This window comes from Streptomyces cacaoi, assembly GCF_006539165.1.
GTDB lineage: Bacteria > Actinomycetota > Actinomycetes > Streptomycetales > Streptomycetaceae > Streptomyces > Streptomyces cacaoi.
The window spans coordinates 159,900-185,534 of the sequence record NZ_BJMM01000006.1 but is presented as its reverse complement, the minus strand read 5'-3'; the positions used below and the strand labels follow the sequence as shown (position 1 = coordinate 185,534).

The following is a 25,635-nucleotide window of genomic DNA, read 5'->3' as shown; positions in this document are numbered from 1 at the left end:
CCGTGTCGCTCCAGATCTCCGAGGAGGGCCGTACCGCCTTCGCCGTGCTGACCGGGTCGCCGTTCCCGTCGGGCGACGAGGACGGGCTGCGCGCTCTCGGCCGGGTCTACGCCGACATGCGCCGGCGCCTGGAGGAGATGCCGGACCTCGCGGCCCACGTCACCCGGGCCGTGCGCGAGCGGTTCAGCATGCGCGCGGCGGACCGGTTCGAGGCGTCGCTCGCGGAGTTCACCGGGCCCGGCAACTATCTGGAGGCCGGGGCGGAGGCGGCGCGCGGCCTGGAGCGGCTGGCGCTGACGACCGCGACGAACGTCGAGTACGCCAAGTACATGGCGATCGCCCAACTCGCCGAGATGTTCGCGGAGATCGCCCTGGCCATCGCGACGTTCCGCTACCCGCTGATCCCCGAGATCCAGCTCAACACCTCCCTGTTCCTGCAACGGCTGCTCAACGGGCTGGTGCAGCACGTCCTGGCCTCCGTCGTCATCAGCGAGGGCGTCGCGCTGTCCATGGACGCGCTCATCCAGCGCATCCAGATCGACCAGGGCACGCGCGACGAGTGGGACAAGGAGTCGACCAAGCAGGCCGCGCTCGGCGGTCTCGTTGACGGTCTGATCGCGGGCCCCACCGGGCTGCTCGCACATGCCGGAACCGACAAGCTGCTGAGGCACTTCGGCAACAGCGCGGGCGACGCCGTCGCCAAGGACGTGGCAGGCCAGGCCGCCGCCGCTGCCCTGCCCGAGGGGGTGACGGCGGGCCTCAGCAGCGGGGTGCGCGACCTCGTCCGCGAGCACTCCGGCGATCTGCTGCGCCCGCTCGGCGGCCGGGAGGCCGGGCAGGGGCTCGGCGACGAGGCCGCACACCGACTCAGCGACGCCTTCGGGTCGGTGTTCGCCGACGCGCTGCCTCCCCTGCTGGGCACCGGGCCCGCCCGCGCCCTCGGCCGCGACTACGGCAGCGCGCTCGCCCGGCACTGGGGCACCGACGGCGGGCAGGAAGCGGCCCGCGCCGCCGTCCGCGAGGTGCTGGAGGGGCCGGCCGGCAGCCGACTGCCGCAGCCGCTGCGGGAGACGCTGGAACAGCTTCCCGGGACCCTGCACCAGGGGCTGCTCGGCACCCACGACAAGATCGTGGAACGTGGTGCCCAGTTCCTCGGCACCACGGCCGCCTACACCGGGCAGGGCTATCTGAGCGAGGGCCTGTACAACCTGCTCTTCTCCGACCAGCACACCTTCGAGGTCTCGCCGTGGAGCGGCCCCGCCAACGCCGTCGCCGGGCACGCGACCGAGCAACTCGGCGCCGCCGGCACCCGCCTGGTCTCCTCCCTCACCGCGGACTCCTCCTCCGCGGGCCCCTCCCCCGCGGGTGACGCCCCGGACACCGCGTCCTCGTCACCGGAGACCGGTACGCCCGGGGCCTCCCTTGCGTCGTCCCCCGCTCCGTTCTCGGACTCCCCGGTCGGCGGTTCCGCCGGGACACCGCCGGCCACCGTGGCCACCGGTCCGCAGAACGGCTCCGGGCAGGGCCACATGCAGGGGGCCTCCGTGGACAACCGGACGGTCCCGCACACTGCGCAGCAGCCCGGCACCGGAGGCTCCCCGCAACCGGAACCGGCGTTGGAGCCGGAGCCGGGCGACGACACCGCTCCGGCCGAACCGGACGCGCCCGCCACCGCGCAGGACGCCCAACTCGCGCCCTCCTCACCGTCGTCGCCCGTTCCGCACACGGACTCGGCACCGGACGCGGCGACCTCCGCGACGGGTGCTTCCGCGACGACTGCCGCTACGGCCGTGGCGGGGCAGACGGCCGCGGCGTCCGGCAGCCCGTCGTCACGCTCCACCGGGCCCGGCCCGGGGCGAGCTGCCGAATCCTCCCCGGCACGGACCGGGACACAGCCCTCCACCGAGCCCGAACCGCAGCCCAACACACAGCCCTCGCAGACGACTTCGCAGCCGTCACCGACCGCGCAGGCTCCGCAGACCACGGCTCAGCCGGTGCCGCAGCCGCCCACACAGCCCGTCACTCCGCTCGCGTCCACCGACACCTCCGGAGCGGACCCCGCACCCGAGACCGCTCGGCCCGGCACCGCCTCTCCGGGCCCGGTTCCCTCCGCTGAGCAGGGCCGGTCCGCCCCGGAGAGCACGGACGCGCATCACCCCCAACCCGGGCCCGGCACACCGCAGTTGAATGAACGGCAGACGAGCGGACCGGGCCCGGAGCCGATACCGACAGCGACGGACGGACCCGCGGAGACGGGCACCCAGCGGGACTCGGCCGTTCCCCGGGACGCCGGGAACGACACCGGTGGCGGGAGCCGGGGAGGAGCCGGACAGCAGCCGTCGGGGAGCCGGGCTCCCTCGGATTCCTCCCCCGGACGCGAGCCGGAACCGGATCCGGAGGGATCCGCCAACTCGGCTGACAGCACAGGAGGTTCCGGCGGGGACCGCCGCGACGACGGCAGCGGCAACGGCGACGGTGGAGACCGGGGCGGTGACGGTGGTGGCCGCCGTCCACCGGCCGGAGACGACCGGGACGCATCCGAGGACGACCGCCCGGCCACCGACGACGAGGACTCCGACCGCGAGCAGGAGGAGTCCGAGCGCGAACAGTCCGACGGCGAGGAGACCGGCGACGCGGAGTCCGACGCCGCACGGGGCACCGACGACGCGTCCCGGCGAGCCTCCCTCGACGTCCCGCCCCAGCAGGACGCACAGCCCGGCGCGCCCGAGCAGGAAGCCCGGGACGGCGCCCACGTTCCACAGCAGCCGGGTCAGCAGCAACCGCAACCGGCAGACGGGTATGCCCTCGGTCAGTACGGCCGGATCGAACGCCTGGGTGACCTGCATCTGGGCCCCGGTAGCGGCGCGGCACAGGCCGGGAGGGCGACCGAGACCCTGCGGCAGCTCACCGAGTCGTATCTGAGGAGCCGACGGGACGCGGCCGCACGGCGGAACGGGCAGCGCGACGAGCGCGACGCCGAACAGCAGCCACCGGACCCGGACCTCGTCGCCCGGCTGGCGTTGGCGATCCAGCGCCGGCTGGCCGACGCGCACCACCGGGACATGCTGGACGGCGGGCTCTCTCTCCAGGTCGACGACCCTCAGCTCGGCCGGCTCGATCTCCTCCTCGGAGTCGGCGACGTGTCCCGCGCCCGCACGCACGACATCACCGCCGAGGTGCCGCAGCGGCACGGGGCGGTGGTCAAGGGCGAGCGGGAGCCGGTGACCAACCGGATGCACGGCGGCGGCGACATCATGACGAACACCCGGACGTTCAGCGTGGGAACCTCGCACGGGACCGGCGCGACCCCCGGCGGCGGTGCGGGGCCGACGGTGACCGGCACCTCCACGGCCACCGCCGGACAGACGCATCTGCTCAACACCTACGCCCGCCCGGAGCTGGGGGTGAGCGGACGGACCACCTGGCTCCGCACCGACGACGTCCAACTGACGATCCGGACCGAGAACGGCAGAGGGGTAGGGGAAGTCCGCACCTCGCTCACCACGGTCCTGCCCACCGAACTCACCACGACCTTCCCCACCGAGCCGACCGGGCCCGCAGGACCCGCCGACGGTGCGCCACAGCGGAACGAGCAGTGGGAAACATGGGACGCGCAGGGGCAGCACGCGGCGCAGAACGGATTCGCCGACGCGCTCCTGCACCACTTCGCCCTCGTGCAGCAGAGCCACGGGCAGGGGCGGTTGCGCCGGCAGCTGATCGACCGGAACAGCCTGCTGCTGGCGCCGGGCACCGAGGCCCGCGGATTCGTGGACGACCGGCTGAGCGAAGAGGGGTTCCTCGCCACCTTCCGGCGCATGCTGGGCAGCGACCGGACGGGGCTGCTGCTTCCCGTGCTGCGGAACGGCGGTGAACGGTACGTGAGCGAGGCCCGCGCGACCGTGCAGAGGGTGCGACGGCTGGGGGACGCCGAGCCGGTGACGCTCAGCCTCAACACCCGTTCCTGGGCGAGCGCGAACCATGTCACCGGCGGAGGGGGCGGGCGGCAGCTCTCGCTGGGCGGCACGGTCACCCCGCACGAGGTCTTCTCGCTGCCGGTGACGCTGACCCTGTCCGACAGCGTCAGCCACAAGAACACCGTCGGATACACGGGTGGCTTCTCCCGCACCTCCGGCTTCTCCGGTCGATCGGTGCCCTACCTGCTGTCCACGGAAGTCTCCGTCGCCCTGCACAGAGAAGGGGACCCCAGCAGAAGCGTCGAGCAGCGGGTGGATGTCGTCGTCCGCGTCCCCGAGGAACTGGTGGAGGACTTCGAGGCACGGCTGAACGAGGCCGATCCGGCTCGCGCCGCGCAGCAGAACGCCGTCGAAGAGCCCCATCAGGCAGGACAGGACCCACAAGCCCCGGAGCAGCAGCAGGCCCAGCCGGGCCGACAGCGGCAGCCCCGGCGTCAGCAGGACGACGAGCCCGCCGCGCACCGGCTCGACGAGCAGGACGATCCCACCGCGGGGCCGGGCGAAGAAGCCCATGAACTCCAGCAGTTGGCACCCGAGCAGCAGCTCGGCCGGGAACAGCCCGCCCATGAGGCCCCTCAGCAACCGGACCCGCAGGAGCCCGCCGGGATACTGACCCGGCCGACCGGCGGCAGCTTCCTGCTCGCGCCGGCGGGCCTGTCCGGGGTGCGTGATGTCGTCGGTACCTTCCTCGACCGGGGGGCACGCCTTCTCGACAGGCGCGGCCTGCTCGGCATGGGCACATGGGCGCAGCGCGATCTCCGGGAGTTCCTGGACGCCCGGTTCCACGCCGAGGAGCTGCTGCACCAGACGGAGGAGCTGTTCTCTCCCCAGGGCCTCTCGTACAGCTACCGGAGCGGACGCGGCGCGGGCGAAAAGCAGATCACGCTGCGGTTCCGGCTCCGGGGCGAGCGTCTGCCCCTGGCGGAAGGGGGCGCGATCATCCCGCTGAGCCGGCATCGCGTCGAAGCCGGCTCGTTGCAGTGGTGGCCGACGCACTGGGCCTGGTCGCAGTCGGACACCCGGCACAGCAGTGCGCAGGGCATCACTCTGGGCCCCACCGTCAGCCAGGACGCCGGCGGCGTGACCGTCACGGTGCCGGAGGCCACGTTCGGCTACACCCGCTCCGGTTCCCGGAACCAGACCCTGACCAGCTACGGCTTCACCCACTCCGGACTGAGCTACAGCGGCCCGCTGTGGCACGAGACCTACGCCGCCCGGTTCCACCTGTCGGTGTCCGTCGTCGACGACAATCGGCGGCCGTTCGAGCCCGAGCCCGTGCCGGGCCGGGTCAGCTATCTGGTTCCGGCGGACTCCCCGCCCCTGCCCGAACCGCTGCCACGGCCGGCCGGAGGGACGCGGCGGGTGGAGCCGGTGCCGTTGGCCAACGGCACGCTGCGTTTCCCTCTCCACTCCCCCGCCGTCGGGCAGCAGATGCAACTGTCCGCCAACGACCGGGTGATGGGCCTGCACCACACCGACGCCGTGCGCGACGAGGCTCTGCGACTGCTGCACGAGCTGGGGGTCGAGAGGTCGGACGCCGCGCCCTTCGTCGAAACGGCCCTGAGCGACGGACAGTTGTTCGCCCTGTTCAACCGGGACTCGCACACCACCGTTCTGCGGCATGTGGTCTCCGGGACGCTGACCGACCGGCGGGTGCACCTCGTCGTGCAGGCGATGCCGCACCGTGCGCGGCCCGCCGCCCCGGGCGGCGGGCAGGCCCCCCGCCTTCAGCGTGCGCACTTCACCCTGGACGAGTATCTGACCCGGCGCACCGGCACCGTCAGCACCACCCACTCCGGCTCGGCCGGCGCGTCCGTCGGGGGCAGTGGGGAAGGCGACACGGCGGGAGGTGCGCTCAGCTTCGGAGGAACGCGCGCACACGGCCGCTCCTCGGGCCTCGTCGAGATGCTGGACACCCACCCGGGCGCGTTCGTCCAGTTCGACCTGGCGCACACACTGACCACGGCGGACGTCACCTGGCAGATCAACGCCGTGACCGTGCGCGGGAACGTCCTGAGGAACTGGTCCCCGACCGGCCGGGGTGTCTCCTTCGAGCTGCCCGGCAGCCTCACGATGCTGCGCCCGGACGACCTGCCCGAGGTCGCCCCCGCGCTCGTCTCCGTTCCCCCGCAGCTCACCGCAGCGGACCCGGCACACCGCCGGCACGACGGGCCGCCGCCCGCGCTGCCCGACCAGCCGCACCGCGCGGCCCACCCCCTGCTTCCCCTGCACTCCATGCCGATGGCGCTGGAGCTGGACCCGGGCCAGAGGGACGCCCCGGAGACGGTACGGGACAGCTACGAGACCCGGGAGATTCTCGCGGAGGTGACCCGGCTGCTGGAGCGGTACGCCTCCGGGCTGCTCTCCCCTGCGCGCGGCACCCCCGCGCCGGGCGCCCTGACCCGGTCCGGCGCCGACCTCTCCCTGGACATGCGTGTGCTGCGCATCCTGAACTCGGCGCTGCGCGGCCCCGGCGTGGCCATCCGGATGCGCACCGACCATCCCGGCCACCACCACTATGTGCACCTGGTGGTCAGGCTGCTGCGGGGCGAATGGCCCGGGAACGACGCCCCTCAGCCGGCGCGGTTCTCCGGGCACCGGGTACAGGGCACCTTCTCCCGCTACGAGCAGGCCAATCAGCGCCGGGAAGCCACGGGTTCGAGCAGCGACACCACGACGCGGAATCTCTCCGTCTCCGTCATGGGCCCGCCCGGGGACGCCCCCACCACGTTCACCCCGTCCGTCAGCAGAGCCCGCACCACCAGCAGCGCCGACAACGCCAGCCGCATCGTGCGCCGGCACTCCGCGCTGACCACGCAGGAAGAGGACCTGTACCCATACCGTCTGCCGGCCACTCTGGAACTGCGACTGGCGACCACCGCGCACCCCTCGCAGATCCTCAACTCCGTGCTGCTGGACGTGCCCCGGCGTCTGCTGCGGCTCCTCGAAGAGCGGGGCGGCGCCCGCCGGCTGAGGATGTGGGAGACGGTCCTGGTCCCCCGCTCGGAGCTGCTGACGATCCCCCCGCCGGGGCGGGTCCCGGAACAGCAGCCGCAGGCCCGGGGAGACGCGGAACCACAGGCGCGGGCGCGGGCACAGGCCGAGGCACAGCAGCAGACCGAGGCACAGCAGCAGGCAGAGCGACAGCCACAGGGACAGGGGCAGCCACAGGGACGGGGGCAGGCACCGGCGGAAGCGGAGGCACAGCAGCAGCGACGGGACTGGGAGGTGCCCGCCGGGCTCTTCCGGGACCAGCACGCGCTGGCGGACATCTCCGACGAAGCCGGCGGGTTGCTCTTCGACGGCGTGCTCGACGCGCTCCGGCGCGCCCCGGGGGCCCCGAGCGACTTCGGCCGGCCGGGAGAGAACACCGTCGAGGAACTGCGCCGGGCCCTGGACGCGCGGGTGCTGGCCGACCAGCTGCGGCAGAACGGGCTGACGGACAGGGACGGCCCCTTCACGCCCTACGGGCCCGAACTCGCCACCGAGGGCGGGCTTCTGAGCCACACACACGGACGGCTGGAGATCCGCTTCCGGGCGCAGCGCCCGGAGGAGGGGGCCGGCTGGCAGAAGAAGAGCGCGGAGAGCGCCCACTACGCCTACCGGAACAACACCAGCTCGCTGGGTGACAGCCGCAGCCTCACCATCAGCGGCAAGCTGGGCTTCAAGTCCGTGGACGGGGCGACACACTCCCCCGCCGTGGCAGCTGGCTCGACGTCCGCACAGGCCGCCGAGGCCGACGCGGGAGGCTGGAGCGCCATACGCGGCGACTCCCAGGACGTCACCTCGTACTGGCTGCGCTACTCCCCGGTGGACCTGTCCGTCGACATCCGGTTGACCGGCTGGAGCGGCAGCGGCCGGACGCGCCGCATGGAGACGAGGTTCGAGCGCACCGTCGACTTGCCGTCCGCCCTCCAACTGCGCTTCTCCCCCGAGGCGTTGCTGAGCGGGGTGGGTGGTCTGGAGGCGGAGGCGTTGCGCGTCGAGTCGGGCTGGTACGTCCCCGTGGGGCGTGCGGACGATGCCGACGGCCAGGAGGGCCCGGAAGCGGAGCGGTTGCGGGAAGCACAGCGTCGCGAGCGGGTCGCAGGCTTCGAGCTGTGGCATCTGACCAGCGGAGGCGGGGGCTCCGTACAGGTACGCGGAGAGCCCGGACCGCTCACCCGGCAGGAGTTCCTGGAGCGGTTCGTGCTGCCGGGCTGGGACCCACAGCAGGCGCCGCCGGAACAGGACCTCGTCTGGGAAACGGCGGACGACGACCGTCCCGGGGACCCGCTGCTGCTCCGCACCCCGACGCCGCCGCACGTCGCGACCGCACTGGACCCTCACCCGGAGCCGCCGACTCCGCCAGGTGAGAACCGGCCCGGCCGCGCCGATGCGCCGCACAACGGTCAGGAGGACGGACCGGGGGCCGGTCCACCGGAGGGCCGGCCGGACGCCGAGCAGCGGGACGCAGGACAGCACGACGCGGAGCAGCACGACGCGGAGCAGCAGAACGAGGAACAGCAGGACCGGCCGCTGGAGGGGGACGAGCCGCCGCGGCCCCACCCCGGTCGGCCGCCGTCCGGAGCGCCGGAGGCCGACGACCCCGTTCCGGACGCGCTCTCGGGGTCCGGCGGACCTCCCGCCGCCGGGCCTCCGGGGAATGCGCCGGCCACGGCAGCACCCGCCGACCGGGGTGTCGCCGGGAACGGAGCGGGCCCGGCGTCGGGTTCCTCGGCCGGCAGCAGCCGTTGGATGGCGGCGCTCAACCCGACCGCCCGGAACGCCACTCCGGACGACGGGCCGGAACCGGAGCAGCAGCCGTAGCCACAGACCACCGACCTCGGCGGACGAGTCACCCGCGCGAGACCACACCGAAGAGGCAGACGAGACCATGACCGACCCCACGGAGAAGAACGTCCCGGCGCACACGGCTTCGGCCAGCCCGCGGGAGGACTCCGGCTCCACCGCTGACCCGCGCCGTGCCGAGGACAGCACCGCCCTGCCCGAGGAGACCGGGAGCACCGGGAGCACCGGGAGCACCGGGACGACTGCGATACCCGAAGCATCGGGCGCGCCCGGCACGTCCGCTGCGTCCGGTGGCTCCGCCCGGGGCGCCCGTACCGCGGCAGTCACGTCGTCCCCCGAGGAGACAAGAGCCGACGCAGACACGGAGCCCGACGGGAGCGCACGGACCGGCGGCAGCGCGCGGGCCGACGGTGACGCGAGAGCCGACGCCGGCGCAGGTGCCGCCGGCCGCCCGGAAGAAGCAGACGTCGCCGCGGAACCGGACAGCAACGCGGGGCCCGGCGACGGCGCGGGGCACCGCCACGGTGCGGAGGCGGACGCCAAGGCGCAGCCCGGTAGCGGCGCCGGAGCCGACAGCGGCACAACAACCCGCGGCAGCACGGAGAGTGCTCGCGGTGCAGAGGCCGACGACGGGGCGGAGGTCGGCGGGAGCGAAGGCGCCGGTTCGGGTGTCTCCGGTCTCGCCGCCTCGCGCGGCACCGTCCTGCGCCCGGGCTTCACAGCGGAAGGAGCTGCCGACGGCGAGTCCGTGACGGCAGGCCGGGACGGCAGCGTCACGCCTCGGCAGGCAGCAGCATCCGAGGGTCCGGGCGGCACCGCAGCGGCCGGGGCGGACGAGCAGGCGGCCGGGGCGGGCGACCGGACGGGCGGAACCGGCAGGCAGGCGGCCGGAGCAGACGGGCAGGACGGACAGGCGGACGGAACCGGCGGGCAGGCGGGCGGTGCGGGCGGGGAGTCCGGCCGGACGTCCGCCACGTCCGGCGGCACCGGCGCGGACACCTCGGACACCTCGGGCAGCTCCGGCAGCTCCGGCAGCTCCGACACCGACCGCTCCCCCGGTACGCCGACGCCCGCCCGTGGACGCCGTGGCGCACTGCGGCGGCTGACCGGCGGCAGCGAGCGGACCCGGTCCGGTGCGGCACCGGCCACGACCGCCGCCGCGGCCGCCGCCACCGGCGCGGGCGGCACGGCCCGTGCCGAGGACGGCGCACGGGAGCGGCGGGCCGGACGGCTCTCGCCGGGCGCGGTCGCCGGCGCGGCTCTGGCGGGAGTGGTGCTGCTGGCCTCCCCGTTCGGCGTCGCCGCCCTCACCGGGCACCTGGGCGGGACGGACGGTCAAAGGCAGGACGCGCAGCCGCTGCCGGACGACGCGGACGGCCGCGGTCACGGGGCGGTCCCGGTGCCGGGCGCGTCCCCCGGCCAGCGGCACGGGCACGACGGGGACGGCAAGGGCGAGGACGGAAAGGGCGGCAAGGACGGCGGCGAGCACACGGCGGGCCACCGCGGGGACGAGGACGACGGCGGCGCGAAGGACGGCTCGGGCGGCGCGGACGGCGACAAGGAGAGCGGCGGCTCCGACGACAAGGCGTCGGACGGCGAGGGCGGCTCCGGTGCCCGGGCCCAGGTGAAGAGTTCGGGCTGGGAGTACACGGAGGTGGCCGGTCCCGGGTGCGGCGGCTATCAGGAGATCGGGGCGTACGGCGACGGCAAGGAAGGCTGGCTGACCCGCAAGGGCGGTTCGTCGTCCGGGGGTTGCTCGGGCGACGTGCGGGCCCTGCCGATGTCCGGGGACAGCAGTCCGGATTCGGATCTGACGGCGTACTGGACGTTCGCGCCGGGCATGAAGTCGGCTTCGTGCCGGGTGTCGGTGTATGTGCCGAAGGGCGACAGCCCGCTGGTCGTCGGGGGTTCACCGGCGCACTACTCGGTGCACGGCGGCACCAAGTGGTACGGCAACGATCTGGCCGGCTTCCACGTCGATCAGCCGTCGCACCAGGGGAGCTGGGTGACGGGCACGACCGTGCGCGTGTCCGGCGGCCGGTTCACGGTGCGGCTGACGAACGCGGGCAAGGACTGGAATTCCGGCGGCAAGACCTACGCGCATATCGCGGCGGCCCAGGTGAAGGCGCAGTGCCGCACGGCATGACTTCCGGCGCCGGGAGCGGGCGGCACACGGTGCCCGTCCCGCCGCGGTGTCCGCAGCACGATCGGCCCCGGCACCACCCGGTGCGGCGGGGCATGGAGCGAAGGAGCGAACGGCGATGAGTCGGCAGGTCCTGGCCGTGGGCCCGGAGGGTTCGGGGGCGGCGTTCAGGACGATCACCGAGGCGCTGGCGGCGGCGTCCACCGGTGCGCTGGTGCGGGTGGCGCCGGGGCGCTACCCGGAGGCGCTGGTGTGCACCGACGTGGTGACGGTGCTCGCTGAGCAGGGCCGCGGCAGTGTGCAGCTCGCGCCGCGCACGGGAGTCGCGGTCACGGTGTGTGCCGAGGCGGTCAAGCTGACCGGGCTGGAGATCCGCGGCCAGGATCCGCAGGTGCCGGCGGTCGATGTGGCGGTCGGCCAACTGGAGCTGGACGACTGCGAGTTGAGCGGTGCGGCGTGGACGACGGTGCTGGCCAGGGAGCGGGGTGCGCTGGCGGTGCGCGGCTGCCGGGTCACCGGTCCGGGCGGGGCGGGGATCGTGGTGACCAGCGAGGCGGAGAGCACCATCGAGGACTGCGAGCTGACGGATCTGCACGCCTCGGGTCTGGTGATCGGCGAGCACGCGGATCCGCTGATCCGGCGGTGCACGGTGCGGGACGCGCGCGGCAACGCGCTGTTCGTCAGCGGGCACGGGCGCGGCACGGTGGAGGACTGCGACTTCTCCGGCACGGCGCAGCCCGCCGTCGCGCTGGAGGACCAGAGCGCGACGCGGCTGCTGCGCTGCCGTATCCGGCGGACCGAGGGCGTCGGGGTGCACATCTCCAGCCGCGGCGGGGCGGGTGTCGAGGAGTGCACGGTGGAGGAGACCGGCGGGCACGGCATGACGCTGTCGGGCCACGCGGCCCCGCTGGTGCGCGCGGTGACGGTGCGTGCGCCCGGCGGTGACGGCGTCCGCGTCACCGAGTCGGTGCGCGGACGGCTGGAGGGCTGCGAGGTGTCCGGTGCGCGGGGTGCGGCGCTGCACATCGGCGGGAGCGCCGCACCGGTCGTCTCGGATCTGCGGGTGGACGGCGGCGGCGGTGTGCGCCTGGAGGAGGACTGCGCCGCCCGGTTCGACCGGCTGACGGTGCTCCGCGCGACGGGTCCGGCCGTGCTGGTGGCGGACGATGCCCGCCCGGTGCTGCGGCGGTCCGTGCTCGGCGACGGCGAGGGGCACGGTCTGCTCATCTGCGGTGCGGCGCACGGCCGTTACGAGGACGTGGAGATCAGCTCGGTGCGCCGCAGCGGCGTCCAGGTGGAGGGCGGGGCCCGTCCCGAGCTGTCGGCTGTCGCGGTGCGGGACAGCGGCGCCGCGGGGTTCGCGGTGGGCGGCTCGGCGGTGGTGCAACTGCGTGACTGCGATGTGGCGGGCGCCCGCGGGGACGGCCTCGGTCTGGGCGCCGGCGTCGAAGTGCACGCGGAGAGCTGCCGGTTCCACGACGGGGAGCGCAACGGTGTGCTGATCGCCGCGGCGGCCCGGGCGGTGCTCACCGGCTGCGAGCTGTTCGGCAACCGCGGTGACGGGCTCGTCTCGCACACGCGGGAGCCGCTCCTGCTGCGTGCGCTGTCCGCGTGGGACAACGGCCGCTGCGGGGTGCGCCGCACGGTGCTGGGCGAGGAGGCCGTGCTGGAGCAGGTCGTCAGCCGGGACAACGGCAGCGAGGACGTGCACGGCGATCCGGAACTGGCCGCGGTGGCCGGGCAGTCGGCGCCGGCGGCTGACGCGTCCGGCCCGCGGTCGGCCGCCGACGGTGCCGGGGACGGCGATCTCTCCCCGTCCCCGGCACCCGTCGACGAGCCCCGGCCCGCGGAGGCCGGTCAGGAGTCCCGGGCAGCGGGTGGCGGCGCCCTGGACGAGCTGGCCGGGCTGGTGGGGCTGGAGTCCGTCAAGCGGGAGGTGACGACGCTGGCGAGCCTGGTGCGGATGGGCCGCCGCCGCGCCGAGATGGGCATGCCCGTGCCGTCGATGAGCCGGCATCTGGTGTTCGCCGGTCCGCCCGGCACGGGCAAGACGACCGTGGCCCGGCTCTACGGCAGCATCCTCGCCGAGCTGGAGGTGCTGCGGTACGGGCACCTGGTGGAGGTGGCCCGGCAGGACCTGGTGGCGCAGGTCGTCGGCGGGACGGCGCTGAAGACGACCGAGGTGTTCGAGAAGGCGCTGGGCGGGGTGCTGTTCATCGACGAGGCGTACACACTGACGGCGCAGTCCGGCTCGGGCGGGCCGGACTTCGGCCAGGAGGCGGTGGACACCCTCGTCAAGCTGATGGAGGACCACCGGGACGACGCCGTCGTCATCGCCGCCGGCTACGCGCCGGAGATGCGTACCTTCCTCGCGTCCAACCCCGGGCTGGCGTCCCGCTTCAACCGCACGGTGGAGTTCCCCCACTACACCGCGGAGGAGCTGGTGACGATCGTGGAGAAGATCTGCGCGAGCCACCAGTACGTCCTCGACCCGCGTACGCACGAGGCCCTGGCCGCCCACTTCGCGCGGATGAACCGGGACGAGACCTTCGGCAACGCGCGCGCCGCCCGTGCCGTGTTCGAGGAGATGGTGGACCGGCAGGCCTACCGGCTCGCCGCCGAGCAGGACGCGGCGCCCTCGGCCCTGCTGCGGCTGCTGCCCGAGGACCTGGGCGAACAGGCGCAGCCGAGGTCGGCGGCCGACGCCGAGGACGACCCGGAACTGCCCGGCCTGCTGGCCGAGCTGGAGTCGCTGACCGGACTGGCCGAGGCCAAGGGCACGGTCTCCGATCTGGTGCAGCTGCTGGCCAACGCGCGCCGCCGGTCGGCGGCGGGGCTGCCGGCACCGGCGCTGAGCCACCACCTGGTCTTCGCGGGCCCGCCCGGTACCGGCAAGACGACCGTGGCCCGGCTCTACGGACGGCTGTTGAAGGCGCTCGGGGTGCTGCGCACCGGCCAGGTGGTCGAGGTCTCGCGCGCCGACCTGGTGGGCCGCTATGTGGGGCACACCGCCCGGATGACCACGGAGGCTTTCCAACGGGCCCTGGGCGGTGTGCTGTTCATCGACGAGGCGTACGCGCTGACCCCGGGCGGTTCCCGTGCCGACGCGGACTTCGGCCAGGAGGCGGTGGACACCCTGGTGAAGCTGATGGAGGACCACCGGGACGAGGTCGTCGTCATCGTCGCCGGCTACAGCGAGGAGATGGCCGGTTTCCTCGCCTCCAACCCCGGGCTGGCGTCCCGCTTCTCGCAGGAGGTGCGGTTCGCCCCCTACTCCGGGGACGAGTTGGTGACGATCCTGCACGGCCAGGCCGCCGCGGCCGGCTACGCCTGCACGGACGAGCTGACCGAGCTGCTGCGCGGCCACTTCACCGGTGTCCCCAGGGACCGCACGTTCGGCAACGCCCGCTACGCGCGCAAGGTCTTCGAGTCCCTGGTCACCCGCCAGGCCGGCCGCCTCAACCAGCACTCCTCCCCCACCGTCGAGGAACTGTGCGAGCTGCGTGCCGTGGACTTCACGGCACCGGGCGAACGCTGAGCAACACGAAAGGGGCCCGGGGGCGGGCCGGTTCGCCTTCCCAACGCGCCGGTCCGCCTTCTCCGTACGACCTCCGCGCACACGGGCGAGCGCAACGGGCCCTCCCGCACGCAGGTGGCGAGCGCGACCCCGGACCTTCCCCAACGGCCCCCGCTCCCCTCGTGGTTCAGTCGTTTCCGCCCTGGTCCGGTGTCCGTGATTCCTCGGGGCTGTGGGGTTCGCGAGGGCGGTGTACGCGGTCGGGCCTGACCTGCCTGTAGCCGGGGTGGACTCCGGGGCTGAGCCCCTGCTGCGCCGCCATACGAGCGAGCAGCGCGCGCAACTGCTCGTGCTCGTCCGGGGTCAGCGCCTGGCACATCCGCTGCTCGTGGGCTGCGGCGACCTCTCCGAGCGCGGACAGCAGCGTGACGCCCTCGTCGGTCAGGTGCAGTGCGTACAGACGCCGGTCGCCGGGATTCCTGCGGCGTTCGATCAACCCGCGTTCCTCCAGCTTGTCGGCGAACGGGACGAAGCGGCTCGGCGGCATCCCGAGTTCGTCGGCGAGTTCACGCTGGCTGCGCCCAGGAGTCCTGGCCAGCAGGCGCAGGACCCCTGCCTGCGCGGGGGTCAGATCGAGCTCGGCGATCCCTTCCGCGAACCGGGCGGCCGCGTGCGCCCCCAGCTGGGCCAGCAGGAAAGCCGCGCCTCCCTGACGCCTGGACCCGCCGTCCTCACGATTCGTACTCATGGCGACACCCTACTCGCTTGACAATCGTTCCGAGTTGTAATCATTATCGACCGAAACGACTGAGGAGTATCCATGACCGACACCTCCGCCCCGCAGCTCCGCAAAACCCCCGCACGCCGCCCGCAGTCGGGCCCACCCCTGCTGGCCCCCGTACTGGCCTTCGCCTTACTGACCGTCGCGTACGTCGTCGCCAACCGCTCCACCCCGCACCCCGACGCCTCGGGCCTCACGGTCCTGGACCACGCCCAGGCACACGGCACGACCATCAAGGTCGGCGCCTTCCTGCTGTTCGCCTCCGCGGCCCCCCTGGCGATCGCGACGGCGGTCCTCTACCGCCGGCTGCGCGCGTTGGGCATCACCGCACCGGGTTCGGCGATCACCCTGGTCGGAGGCGTACTGGCCGCGGGCGCACTGACGATCAGCGCCATGTTCGCCTGGACCGGGGGCCGACTGCCCGCCGACGCGAGCCCCGAACTCGCACGCGCCCTGGCCGACCTGTCGTTCGTGGCCGGCGGCCCCGCGTACACGGTGATGTTCGCCCTGCTCATCGCCGGAGTGTCCGTGCCCGGCCTGCTGGCCCGCCTGCTGCCGCGCGCCGTGGCCTGGAGCGGACTCGTACTCGCCGCCGCCGGAGTGCTCTCCACGCTCACCCTGCTGACGTTCGGCTTCAGCTACCTCGTCCCCGTCGTGCGCTTCGCCGGCACCATCTGGCTGGTGCTCGCCGCGGCCCTGCTACCCCGCACACGACACCGGTGAAGCCCCACGCGGGCCCGACCGCCGCCCGCCCGCCGTCCAGCAGAAGGCCGCACCCCGCACCCGGCAGCGACCAGCACCGCCGCAACACCCCTCGGACGACGCCCCCTTCACATGGCGGCGCCACAGAGCCTCCTTCCGGCTCACCCCGGAACCCGCACGACGGAGGTGCCCGGGGCCGTCTACAGGGGGTGCCGCCGAGCCGGAACAGCGGCTCCAGCCGGGGGTACCCCGTGCAGGTTCTGGCGCCACAGCTCCCGCACCAGGCCGAACGGGACCACCTCCGCGCCGGTGTGTGCTCGTGGGCGAAGTTCGAGTTCGGTGCGGCGTCACCGCCGCGCTCCCGCTGCCCGGGCGGCGATCAGCCGTTGCCCGCAAGGAAGTCGAGGACCTCCTCCGTGACACGCTCGGGTGCGTCCTCCATCACGAAGTGTCCGGCCCCGGGGACGACAGTGAGGCGGGCGCCGGGGATGTCCTCCGCGAGCTGCTGTGCGTAGGTCAGGGGCTGCCACTGGTCGCGTTCGCCCCACAGGATGCGCACCGGCATGGCCAGAGAGGCGAGTTGACCGGTGATCTCCTCGGTGTACCGGGAGTCGTAGTGCCGCACCTGGTGCTCGAAGAAGGAGACGCGGCCCAGTGCCGAACGGTGGGGGGCCAGGTAGGCATCGAGGACGTCACCGGCCATCGTCGCCGCGCCGTCGGCCACCGTCATCCTCAACTGCCGGGCGAGCAGGGCGTCGAACGCCTCCTGCGGCAGCTGCATGTGGTCTTCCAGCTGCTCTTCGATGATCTTCCTCCAGGTTGCGGAGGGCCAGGAGTCGTAGCTGACCGTGTCGATGATCATCAGTCGTCGCACCCGCTCGGGGTGGGCGACGGCGAACCGCTGGCCGACGGCGCCGCCGATGTCGTGGGCGACGATGGCGGCCTGCTCGATGCCCAGGGCGTCCAGCAGGCCACCCAGCAGGTCCGTCTGGGCGGCGACCGAGGTGTCGCGGTCCACCGGACGCTCGGAGCGCCCGTACCCCAACAGGTCGTAGGTGATCGCTCGGTGACCGGCTTCCTCGATGTGCGGCACGACGTTCCGCCACTCGTACGAGTGCGAGGGGGTGCCGTGAAGGAACACCACCGGCTCACCTGCACCGCGGTCGCGGTAGGAGAGACGGACCCCGTCGACGATCAGGTCACTGGGCAGGAACTGCATACGGTCGGCTCCCGTCTGGGTTGATCTGCCTTACCCGCTAAACTGTACAGGTCTGTTCAGTTAACGAGAGGGGTGCTCCATACTGGGAGACGGTCTGTCCATCGTTGTCGGGAAGAGCGGGATGAACGAGAGCAAGACGGGAGCGGCTGCGGCCGGTCGGCGGCGGCCGGCCCGGGAGCGACTGCTGGTGACTGCCGCACGCCGCTTCTATGCCGAGGGCGTGACGGCCACCGGGATCGACACGATCATCGCCGAAGCCGGCGTGGCCAAGACAAGCCTGTACAACAACTTCTCTTCCAAGGCCGAGCTGGTCAGGGCCTATCTCGACGCCCGGCACGAGGAGTGGCTCGCGACATACCGCGCACGGTTGGAGGAGGCGGCGGGCCCCCGCGAGGCAGTCCTGGCCGTCTTCGACACCTACGCCGATTGCGCGGAGGCCGCCCGGGAAACCGGTTTCCGCGGCTGCGGCCTGCTCAACGTGGCGGCCGAGCTGCCCGCCGGGGACACCGCGCGTGACGTCGTACGCCGCCACAAGGAGACGGTCGAAGCACTGATCCTCGGACACCTCGAACAGCTGCTGCCCGAGCGCCCGGAAGAAGCCGGTGCGCTGGCGGAGCACCTGTCCTTCCTGCTGGAGGGCGCGATGGCGCGGGCCGGACTGGAGGGCGACGGCAGCCGGCTGGCCCACGCCCGCACGCTGGCAACGGCACTGCTGGACGGGGCCGCGGACAAGCCCTGAGCCTCCCGGCCGCCCGCCTGCCGCCCGCGCTCTGCCGCTCACCGGCGGTCGCTGTACCTCTGCCGCTGCCCAGGACGCAAGATCCGCCGGACGGGACCTGCTCCCGTCCACTCCCGTCGCCCACCTCGTCCGGCTCCGACGCGTCAAGGGCACGCAGCGGAGCGCAGGTCGCCGGCGGCCGGGGCGGAGGCGCCGAAGGCGTAGCGGCCCGAGCAGGTTCGGATGGCCGTGCTTGAGCGGGGAGAGCCGGACGATCTCCTCGTCCGGCTCCCGTGGCCCTCGGCCTCCGGCTGAGCGGCGGCGTCGTCGATGTTCCGGGGCGCCCGGAGCACGATGGCCTCGGGGTGCCGATCCGCCGCCGGTGAGCGGCCGGCAGCCGGGCGAGGCACTCCGCCACGTGGCGCAGGACATCGAGGTGGCGCTGTAGGCGACCGACGTGAAGCCTCTGGTCCAGCGGACGATGATCAAGAGACCTCGGAGTGGCTCGCTTCTGATCCGACGTCCGTGGTCCCTCGATTCATCCTTCGCCGAGGCTTTCCCCGTTACCCCTCGCCTAAAGAAAGGTCCAGTGCACCCAGCCGGAGCCCGCGCGGGCGGCGGTCACGGGGTACGGCTGCTGCTGCGGCGGGTTCCCCACCACGTCTTCGAGGTAGTAGTAGGCGGAGGGGTCCAGCCCGGAGATCGACGAGACCCGTCGCACGTACGGGCGCCCCAGCAGGTAGCTGTCACGTGGCGTCCCGCCGCCCATCTTGTCGAACAGCGCGTGGTCGAGGTTGCTCTCCTGCGGCAGCGTGGCGGAGTCGGCCTCCGACGCCACCAGGAACTCCGTACCCCAGGCGGTGAGATGGGCCCGGGCCAGCCGGTGGATCAGCTCGGGCACCCGCGCGGCGCTCTCGCTGACGTTGTCCGGGTCGTACTTGCCGTCGCTGGTCGTGTTGCCGGCGACCGTCCCGTGCCGCCCCCGGGACACGAACAGCCGGTAGCCGGTGGGCTGCGCCGGGCTCGGCTCGATCGACCCGAGCGGGTCCGTGAGTTGGTAGTCGTCCGCCAGTGTGCTCCAGGTCTTCCCGAGGTTCACGGTCTCGGAGCTGCCGGTCATCCTGGCGTTGGGCCGCGGCACCAGCCCGTTGAAGCCGGTGTCGAGGTGATCCCAGGCCGTGATGCCGACGTACTCGGCGACGTTCGGCGACAGCTGGGTGGTGATCCCGTACCAGTCCCCCGGTCCGGGGACGGGGTCGATCGCAAAAATGCGCACCGGCATGTCCTCGCGGCCGTACGCGTAGAGGAACCAAGCGGCCATGATGCATTCCATGGCACCCCTGCTGTGCCCGATGAAGTTGTACGCCTCCGCGTCGCTGCGCGCCGCGAGGTTCGCACCGTGCAGGGCGAGAGCGGTGGCCTCCTGGCCCGCCGCCTGCGCCATCGTCGACCACCGGTCGCCGCCGGAGTACCCCTGCGTCTCGGCCAGCAGGTCCTGGGGAACGGTCAGCGGGGCGTTCAGAACGAGCGGCTCGCTGGTGTTCCGAGGCTCCGCCCAGTCGTTCTCGCCCACGCCGCGCACCGTCACGCTGGGACTGGTGGCGGCCAGGTCGCCGGTGATCTCCGTGTGGATACGGACCGGGATATAGCCCGTCACGGGACTGTAGATCCGCTTGTCGCTGCCCTGGCGCGACACCTCGCCCTCGTCTCGCGTGCAAGCCGTCCCGCTGAAGCACACAGTGAACACTTTGCTCATGAAGGACCCTCCCCTTCTCCCGGCAGGCGGCCGCCTGCCGGGAACGGGACTACCCGACGTCATGCGCTCTATCGGATATCCGGTCACAGACCACTCGGCTTAGTGAAAAGGGCCCCTGACCTGCACGGCGTCAACTCGGCTACCCGAACACGACACGCCTGCGCTGACGGCCCCCGATCCACACGGCCACAGCACGTACGGAAAGGCCGGTGGCAGCTGTCGTCCAAGAGCGGCTACGGGCCCGTACGGCGGGGGGCGTCGGGAGGTGAAGCGATCAAGGTGATGGCGGCATCGAGGAGGGCCTGGATCCGGCTCTGTGTGAACCTCTCCGGTTCGATGGGGAACATCATCATCCAGCCGTCGCCCATGGCGCCGAGTTGGTCGGCGAGCAGATCCGCGGGGATGTCGTCACGGATGGTCCCCTGCGTCTGTCCGGCGGCGAGGAGCGAGGCCAACTCGCTGCGGTGACGGGCGTACCGTCGCTCGATGGCGGCGGCGAAGACCGGCTCGTACCGGGCATGGACGAGCAGTTGGGACATCACCGGCCAGAACTCGGGGTCGTCCGTGGTCCGCAACAGCCAGCGCTCCAGGAGCGCCCTGACGTCGAGCCGGTCGCGGCCGGCAGCGAGCATGGCGTCGAAGTCGTCGAACCGGTTCTCGGCCAACGCGGTGACCAGTTCCTCCTTGTTCGCGAAGTAGTACGTCACCGCCCCGGTCGTGCACCCCGCGCGGTGGGCCACCTTGCGCAGCGAGGTGTTGGCGTAGCCCTCCTGCGCGATCACCGAGGCCGCCGCCTTCAGCAGCTCGGCCCGCTTCCCCGCGCGGTCGCCCGCCGGGCGGCCGCGGCGCGCGGCCGGCCCGCTTCCACCGTCGTCGTTCGCCTGCCGGGTCGAGTTGTCGGACATCCCCGCGATTCTGCCACAGCATTGACGTAACGCCTGATGTGCAAAAACTCGAGCGTTCGCCGCGGTGCCGTCCCCCTCACCCGGCCGGTCCGAAGCGCCGGACGCGGTGGAAGTCCGAGGGCGGGCGCGGCTTTTCACGCCCTGCGGCTGTGCAGGCGGTCCGCGATGCGGTCGACCGCCCAGGCGGCGTTCAGCGCCGGTGCGCTGAAGAGGTTCGGGGCGAACCGTGGCCGCGCACGCCACACGGCGGCCAGGTCATCGTGCATGCGCTCGCCGGCGAGCCGGTCGGCGAGCAGCGTTCCGAGGTAGGGGGACTGGGCGAGGCCGTGGCCATTGCAGCCGATGGCGTAGAAGACGTTCTTCGTGGCTTCGCCGGCGACGGGCAGCAGCGACGGCGTCATCGCGACCCACCCGCCCCAGGCGCGTTGCGGTGCGACGTCGCCGAGCGAGGGGAACCGCTCGTGGAAGCCGCGCACGAGGTCCGCCACGACGGCGGCGTCCGGCTCCCGGGCACCCAGCGCCCCCGGGGCCGTCCGCAGTCGACGGGTTCCGAACATGATCGTGCCGTGTGGTGTCGGCCGGTAGTTCTCCAGGATCGTGTGCGGGGTGACGATTCCGATGCGCCGGGTCCAGCCGGCCGCCGCCAGCCGTTCGGGGGCGACCGGTTCGGTCTCGACCAGGCTCGTCCAGATCGGTGTGACCATCCGCCTCGGAGCGAACGGCAGGTCGCGTGAGTAGGCGTTGGTGGCCAGGACCACACGGTCGGCGCGGACGCGCCCGCCGGGCACGCTGACCACGACTCCCGAGGTGTCGGGCTCGACCGCGCGTACGGCGGTCCGCTCGTGGACCCGCACGCCCGACGCGAGAAGCACCTCGCGCAGACCGAACGCGAACTTCCCGGGATTCAGCAGTCCGCCGGCCCTCTCGAAGACGCCGCCGAGGAACGCCTTCGGCAGGCCGAAGCTGTCGCCCTCGACGAACTCGACATCCGCCCCCGCCCCCTTGAGGATCTCGGCGTTCCGCCGGGTACGCCGGAGCTGCCCGGGAGAGACGGCGGCGATGACGTTGCCCGTCGGCTCGTAGTCGCAGTCGAGGGCGAGGCGTCCGATCAGCTCCTCGGTGAAGCGGGCCGCCTTGTCCGCGTACCGGACGAGGCTCGGCAGGCGGCGGGCGTACAGCGTGTTCAGCAGCTGCGGGTCGCCTGCCAGCGCGTTCGACAGGTACCCGGCGTTGCGCGAGCTGCCGCCCCATCCGCAGAACCCGGACTCCAGCAGGACGACATCGGCGCCCCGTTCGGCGAGCCGCAGTGCCGCCGCCATGCCGGCGTAGCCGCCCCCGACAACGGCGATGTCGCACGTGAGCTCCCCTTCCAGCATCGGCGCGAACTCGGTGGGCCGGTCGGCCCAGCCGCTGAACGCCGAGTACGTCACGCCGACGGAGCCGACACCGCTCGCTGTCACGTTGGTCATGTTGATCACGGCTTCCCGTTGGAGATCGCAGGACAGCGGCACCGTACCGAGCGACACGAATTTACACAACACGCGTTACGGAAAACTTGTCGCCGCCCGCGCCACCCCGCCCCGAGCCCGTCAGACATCAGGGGGGCGTGCCATGCGCTTCGGCGCTCTCGATCGTCTGCTCGCTCCAGGCCCGGACGACCACGCGCCCGTCGAGCAGGCAGCGACCAGTGGGTACGGACTTCCGGACGCGTAACCCGGGGCACGCCGCGCTCAAAACGCCCTCCCGGATGCGCTCCCGGCCATCAACAGAACCCGGACGAAGGGTTTACGACCACAGGGCGGTCCTCCTGTGCTCAGACGAGAACCCAGGGGCGCCAGTGGGCTACATGCCGCTTTGCCGACATCTCGCGGTGGCTACTGTCCGGATCAGCAGGATGACCGCGACCGAGCACAGGGGGCAGAGTTGACCGGTTTCAAGCGCAAGGTGATGCGCAATGTGCTGACTACGGCTGTGGCGGGGGTACTGGGCATCGCGGGAACCGTGGGGCTCGGTGGTTCGGCACACGCCGCGGGGAGCTGGGTGCAGGTGATGACGACCGATGACAGGCCAGGAGGACTGGCTCAGTTCGCCGGATTCAGTGCCCCGGAGTACCTCATGGTCTGCGACAGGCAAGGCGACAACTGGGCTGCATTCGGCAAGCTCTGGGTCAGGAGCGGTGGAAAATGGGTGCAGCGGAAGGCTCTCCGCGACGGAAGTCACGACGGGAAATGCAAAAGGTCCAACATCAACGTGCGCGAGGGACGGAAAGTGAAAGTGAAGGTGTGCCTCATGCGCGGCAGCGGTAGCAACAAGGTGTACAGGCACTGCAACCAGAAGACGGGCCGCGCATAGGCTTTTCCTGCGGCGTAGCGGGGATGTGTCAAGGGCCTCAGCTCCTGCGGTGTCGGCGTCTCACGCCCGGCAGGTCAGTGGCCGGCCCCCGTTGTAGGTGACCATGTCGGTCAGCGCGGCGGAGGTGTCGATGGGGCCGCCGGTGGGGGTGCCGTCGAGTTCGGCGTAGGCGCGGTGGAGGTTGCCGACGATGCGTTCGGAGTCGGGCCAGTCGGCGAAGCGGCCGAGGTCGGTGTCCCGGGCGGCCTGTAGCGGGGGAACTCCGGCGGCGTGGCCGCGTTCGGCGAGGTCGCGCACGAACCGCAGGTAGTCCAGGTTCGCGGCGACGGGTTCGTCGTCGTGGAAGACCGGTCCGTGCCCGGGTACCACCGTCCGGGCTTCCAGCGGGCGCACGACGTTTTCCAGTACGTCGATGGCGCCGGTGACCGAGCCCATCAGCACGAACGGTGTGCCGCCGTGGAAGACGAGGTCGCCGCAGAACAGCGTCCCGCTCTCCGGGAACCAGACCAGCGAGTCGTTCGTGGTGTGCGCGGGCGAGCCGACGTGCACCACCTCCGCGCGCTGCTCGCCGAGCCACAGCCCGATGCGGTCGGTGAAGGTCAAGAAGGGCGGCTCCAGCGGGAGTTCGCCCCAGTCCGGGTTCTGCCACCACGGCAGCTCCCGCGCCGGGCCGAAGGCGATCGCCTCGGCGCGGGTGTGCTCGTGGGCGACGATCGTCGCCCCGGGGAAGAGGGCGTTGCCGAAGGTGTGGTCACCGTGGTGGTGGGTGTTCACCAGCGTGCGCACCGGCGCCGTCGTCACCGACCTGATCGCGTCGAGGAACGCCCGGGTGCGGCGTTCGGTGGAGCAGGAGTCGATGGCGATGACGCCCTGGGGGCCGACGGCGAAACCGGTGTTGTTGATCCACCAGGTGCCGTCGGGCTGGAGGTAGGCGTGGATTCCGTCGGCGACCTCTTCCAGGCGCGGACGTCCCGGCTCGCGCAGCTCGTTCATGCGGCGTCCTTTCGCAACGGCACGTAAGGATGGGCGGGTTCGATACGGGCGTCGACGGCTCCGAGTCCGCTGACTTCGAGGTGCACCTCGTCGTCCGGCCGCAGCCACGGGTAGGCGTCGCCGCCGTGGGTGCGGGAGAGTTCGAGGATGCAGCCGGTTCCGACGGTGCCCGAACCGATCAGGTCGCCGGGCACGACGCGGGTGCCGCGCGAGGCGTAGGCGATCATCTCGCCGAAGCTCCAGTACAGGGCGTCGAGCCGGCCGGAGCTGTAGGGGCGGCCGTTGACCGAGGCCGTCATCGCCGCGTCGGCGGGCAGCTCGTCGGGGGTGAGCATCCAGGGGCCGCAACTGTGCGCCGTGTCCTTGCCCTTGGCGGGGCCGAGGTTGAGCCGCATCTCCTGGCTCTGTAGATCGCGGGCGCTCCAGTCGCAGAACAGCATGTACCCGGCGATGTGTTCGACGGCGGTAGCCGGATCGAGGTCGGCGCCCTCGCGGCCGATGACCGCGGCGATCTCCAGCTCGTAGTCGAACGCGGCGCTGCCCGGGGCGATCCCGACCGGGTCGCGTGCCCCGCGCACGGCCGCCGGGTTGGTGAAGTAGAAGACCGGCTGGCGGTACCAGAGCGGGTCGACCTCGACGCCGATCGCGGCGTAGGAGGTCACCACATGGTCCTCGAAGGCCATGAAGTCCCGGATCGACGGCGGCCGCGGAATCGGCGGCAGCAGGCGCACGGTGTCCGGGTCGACCGCCGGGCGGCTGCGGGCCGCCTCGGCCGCTGCCGCGAGCCCGTCGTCGCGGAGCAGATCGAGCAGCGTGCCCGGCCCGGGCACGGGGTGCAGGCCGTCGTCGTCCCAGATGCCGACCCGCTCGACGTCCTCCGCGTCACGGTAGGTGCTCCAGCGCATGTGCTCTCCCTTCGTCTCGAAACGTGCGTACCGGGGCCGGCACGCGTGGTCGGCCGGGGTCTCAGCCGTGGCCCCTGGTCTCAGCCGTGGCGCAGCGCAGCGGTGATGTACGCGTGCAGGAACGCGCGTTTGTCCGCGCTCTTCAGAGGTGTGGTGGCGAGGCTGTCGATGCGGGTGTCGAACGAGCTCTGGGTCAGTACGCCGACGGAGAAGAGATAGGCCCACTCGTGGAAGCCCTCGGGCTTGCCGGGCAGGACGCGGCGCAGGGCGTCGATGAATTCGCGCGCCATCGGGTCGAACAGGTCCGACAGCACGCGCCGTTGCTGGCTGGAGGGGTCGGCGGCTTCCCGCAGGACGAGGCGGGCGAACCATACGTCGTCGGGGTCGTCGTGCAGTGCCAGCACGGGGTCGATGAAGGCGGCGACGATCTCGTCGAGCGCCTCGGGCCTGTCCAGGTCGGTGACCGCGCGCAGCCGTTCGTGGCGGCGCTCGTTGATGTACTGCCGGTGGGCGAAGATCTCGTAGTAGAGCCGCTCCTTGGTCCCGAAGTGGTACACGAGCAGGGAGACGCCGACACCTGCGGCGTCGGCGAGCTGCCGCATGGTCGCCCCGTGGTAGCCCTCGGCGGCGAACACCTTCTCCGCGGCCAGCAGCAGTTTCCGTACGCGCTCCGTGCCGCGGCGCGCTCCCCCACCGGCGCCGTCCGACGATTCCGTTGCCGCTCGCCGCGTCGCCATGCGGCCTCCCTTCGGCGTCTCTCGCCACTCGACAGTAAACCTGTACGTACGTACAGTCGAAACTGTAGTGCACACCGAAGTCCGTGGCCAGGGGTGCGGCGGCGCCGCACGAACCGCCGCCGCAGACGAGGCCACGGCGACG

At 72.5% G+C, this 25,635-nt stretch carries 14 protein-coding genes; 6 read left to right on the top strand and 8 right to left on the bottom strand.

The window, feature by feature from the left end; all coding sequences use genetic code 11:
• Nucleotides 1-2: 2 nt before the first annotated feature.
• The 3 genes from SCA03_RS08355 to SCA03_RS08345 all read left to right on the top strand — a co-directional run bounded on the left by SCA03_RS08355 (nucleotide 3) and on the right by SCA03_RS08345 (nucleotide 14,446).
• Nucleotides 3-8,783 (top strand): WXG100-like domain-containing protein, encoded by an 8,781-nt coding sequence (locus SCA03_RS08355; RefSeq protein WP_086815134.1) that lies wholly within the window; start codon nucleotides 3-5, stop codon nucleotides 8,781-8,783.
• A 67-nt stretch (nucleotides 8,784-8,850) separates the two neighbouring features.
• A complete protein-coding gene (locus tag SCA03_RS08350; protein ID WP_141275283.1) occupies nucleotides 8,851-10,911 on the top strand; it encodes a hypothetical protein in 2,061 nt (686 codons plus the stop codon).
• A 115-nt stretch (nucleotides 10,912-11,026) separates the two neighbouring features.
• Complete coding sequence (locus SCA03_RS08345) at nucleotides 11,027-14,446, top strand: right-handed parallel beta-helix repeat-containing protein (RefSeq protein WP_086815511.1); 3,420 nt, start codon at nucleotides 11,027-11,029, stop codon at nucleotides 14,444-14,446.
• A 166-nt stretch (nucleotides 14,447-14,612) separates the two neighbouring features.
• Here SCA03_RS08345 and SCA03_RS08340 read toward each other — a convergent pair whose 3' ends face one another.
• On the bottom strand, nucleotides 14,613-15,173 hold the full coding sequence (locus SCA03_RS08340; RefSeq protein ID WP_086815510.1) for a MarR family winged helix-turn-helix transcriptional regulator: 561 nt from the start codon (nucleotides 15,171-15,173) through the stop codon (nucleotides 14,613-14,615).
• Between the two features lie 72 nt (nucleotides 15,174-15,245).
• On the opposite strand from SCA03_RS08340, the gene SCA03_RS08335 reads away from it, so the two are divergent.
• Nucleotides 15,246-15,929, top strand: a complete 684-nt coding sequence (locus tag SCA03_RS08335) for a DUF4386 domain-containing protein (RefSeq protein ID WP_086815509.1) — start codon at nucleotides 15,246-15,248, stop codon at nucleotides 15,927-15,929.
• Nucleotides 15,930-16,287: 358 nt separating this feature from the next.
• On the opposite strand, the gene SCA03_RS08330 is transcribed toward SCA03_RS08335, so the two are convergent.
• Nucleotides 16,288-17,127: an alpha/beta fold hydrolase gene (locus SCA03_RS08330; RefSeq protein WP_086815508.1), complete on the bottom strand. Its 840-nt coding sequence runs from the start codon at nucleotides 17,125-17,127 to the stop codon at nucleotides 16,288-16,290.
• A gap of 121 nt (nucleotides 17,128-17,248) precedes the next feature.
• Here SCA03_RS08330 and SCA03_RS08325 point away from each other — a divergent pair, with 121 nt between their 5' ends.
• The gene (locus SCA03_RS08325) at nucleotides 17,249-17,866 is read left to right on the top strand and encodes a TetR/AcrR family transcriptional regulator (RefSeq protein WP_086815507.1); all 618 of its coding nucleotides are present in this window, start codon (nucleotides 17,249-17,251) and stop codon (nucleotides 17,864-17,866) included.
• Between the two features lie 553 nt (nucleotides 17,867-18,419).
• On the opposite strand, the gene SCA03_RS08320 is transcribed toward SCA03_RS08325, so the two are convergent.
• From SCA03_RS08320 to SCA03_RS08310, 3 genes are all read right to left on the bottom strand, one after another.
• The gene (locus SCA03_RS08320; protein WP_086815506.1) at nucleotides 18,420-19,601 is read right to left on the bottom strand and encodes a Tat pathway signal protein; all 1,182 of its coding nucleotides are present in this window, start codon (nucleotides 19,599-19,601) and stop codon (nucleotides 18,420-18,422) included.
• Between the two features lie 233 nt (nucleotides 19,602-19,834).
• Entirely contained in the window at nucleotides 19,835-20,506 is a 672-nt protein-coding gene (locus tag SCA03_RS08315; RefSeq protein WP_030874009.1) for a TetR/AcrR family transcriptional regulator, read from the bottom strand.
• 134 nt (nucleotides 20,507-20,640) lie between these two features.
• Entirely contained in the window at nucleotides 20,641-22,032 is a 1,392-nt protein-coding gene (locus SCA03_RS08310; protein WP_230988539.1) for an NAD(P)/FAD-dependent oxidoreductase, read from the bottom strand.
• 397 nt (nucleotides 22,033-22,429) lie between these two features.
• Between SCA03_RS08310 and SCA03_RS08305 the strand changes: the two genes are divergently transcribed.
• On the top strand, nucleotides 22,430-22,858 hold the full coding sequence (locus SCA03_RS08305) for a hypothetical protein (protein WP_141275282.1): 429 nt from the start codon (nucleotides 22,430-22,432) through the stop codon (nucleotides 22,856-22,858).
• Between the two features lie 60 nt (nucleotides 22,859-22,918).
• Here SCA03_RS08305 and SCA03_RS08300 read toward each other — a convergent pair whose 3' ends face one another.
• The 3 genes from SCA03_RS08300 to SCA03_RS08290 form a co-directional block, all read right to left on the bottom strand.
• The gene (locus SCA03_RS08300) at nucleotides 22,919-23,851 is read right to left on the bottom strand and encodes an MBL fold metallo-hydrolase (protein ID WP_030883848.1); all 933 of its coding nucleotides are present in this window, start codon (nucleotides 23,849-23,851) and stop codon (nucleotides 22,919-22,921) included.
• Nucleotides 23,848-24,756, bottom strand: coding sequence for a fumarylacetoacetate hydrolase family protein (locus SCA03_RS08295; RefSeq protein WP_030883855.1), 909 nt, complete (start codon nucleotides 24,754-24,756; stop codon nucleotides 23,848-23,850). The genes SCA03_RS08300 and SCA03_RS08295 overlap by 4 nt, the downstream gene beginning before the upstream one ends.
• 80 nt (nucleotides 24,757-24,836) lie before the next feature.
• The gene (locus SCA03_RS08290; protein ID WP_030874016.1) at nucleotides 24,837-25,493 is read right to left on the bottom strand and encodes a TetR/AcrR family transcriptional regulator; all 657 of its coding nucleotides are present in this window, start codon (nucleotides 25,491-25,493) and stop codon (nucleotides 24,837-24,839) included.
• Between the last annotated feature and the right edge of the window lie 142 nt (nucleotides 25,494-25,635).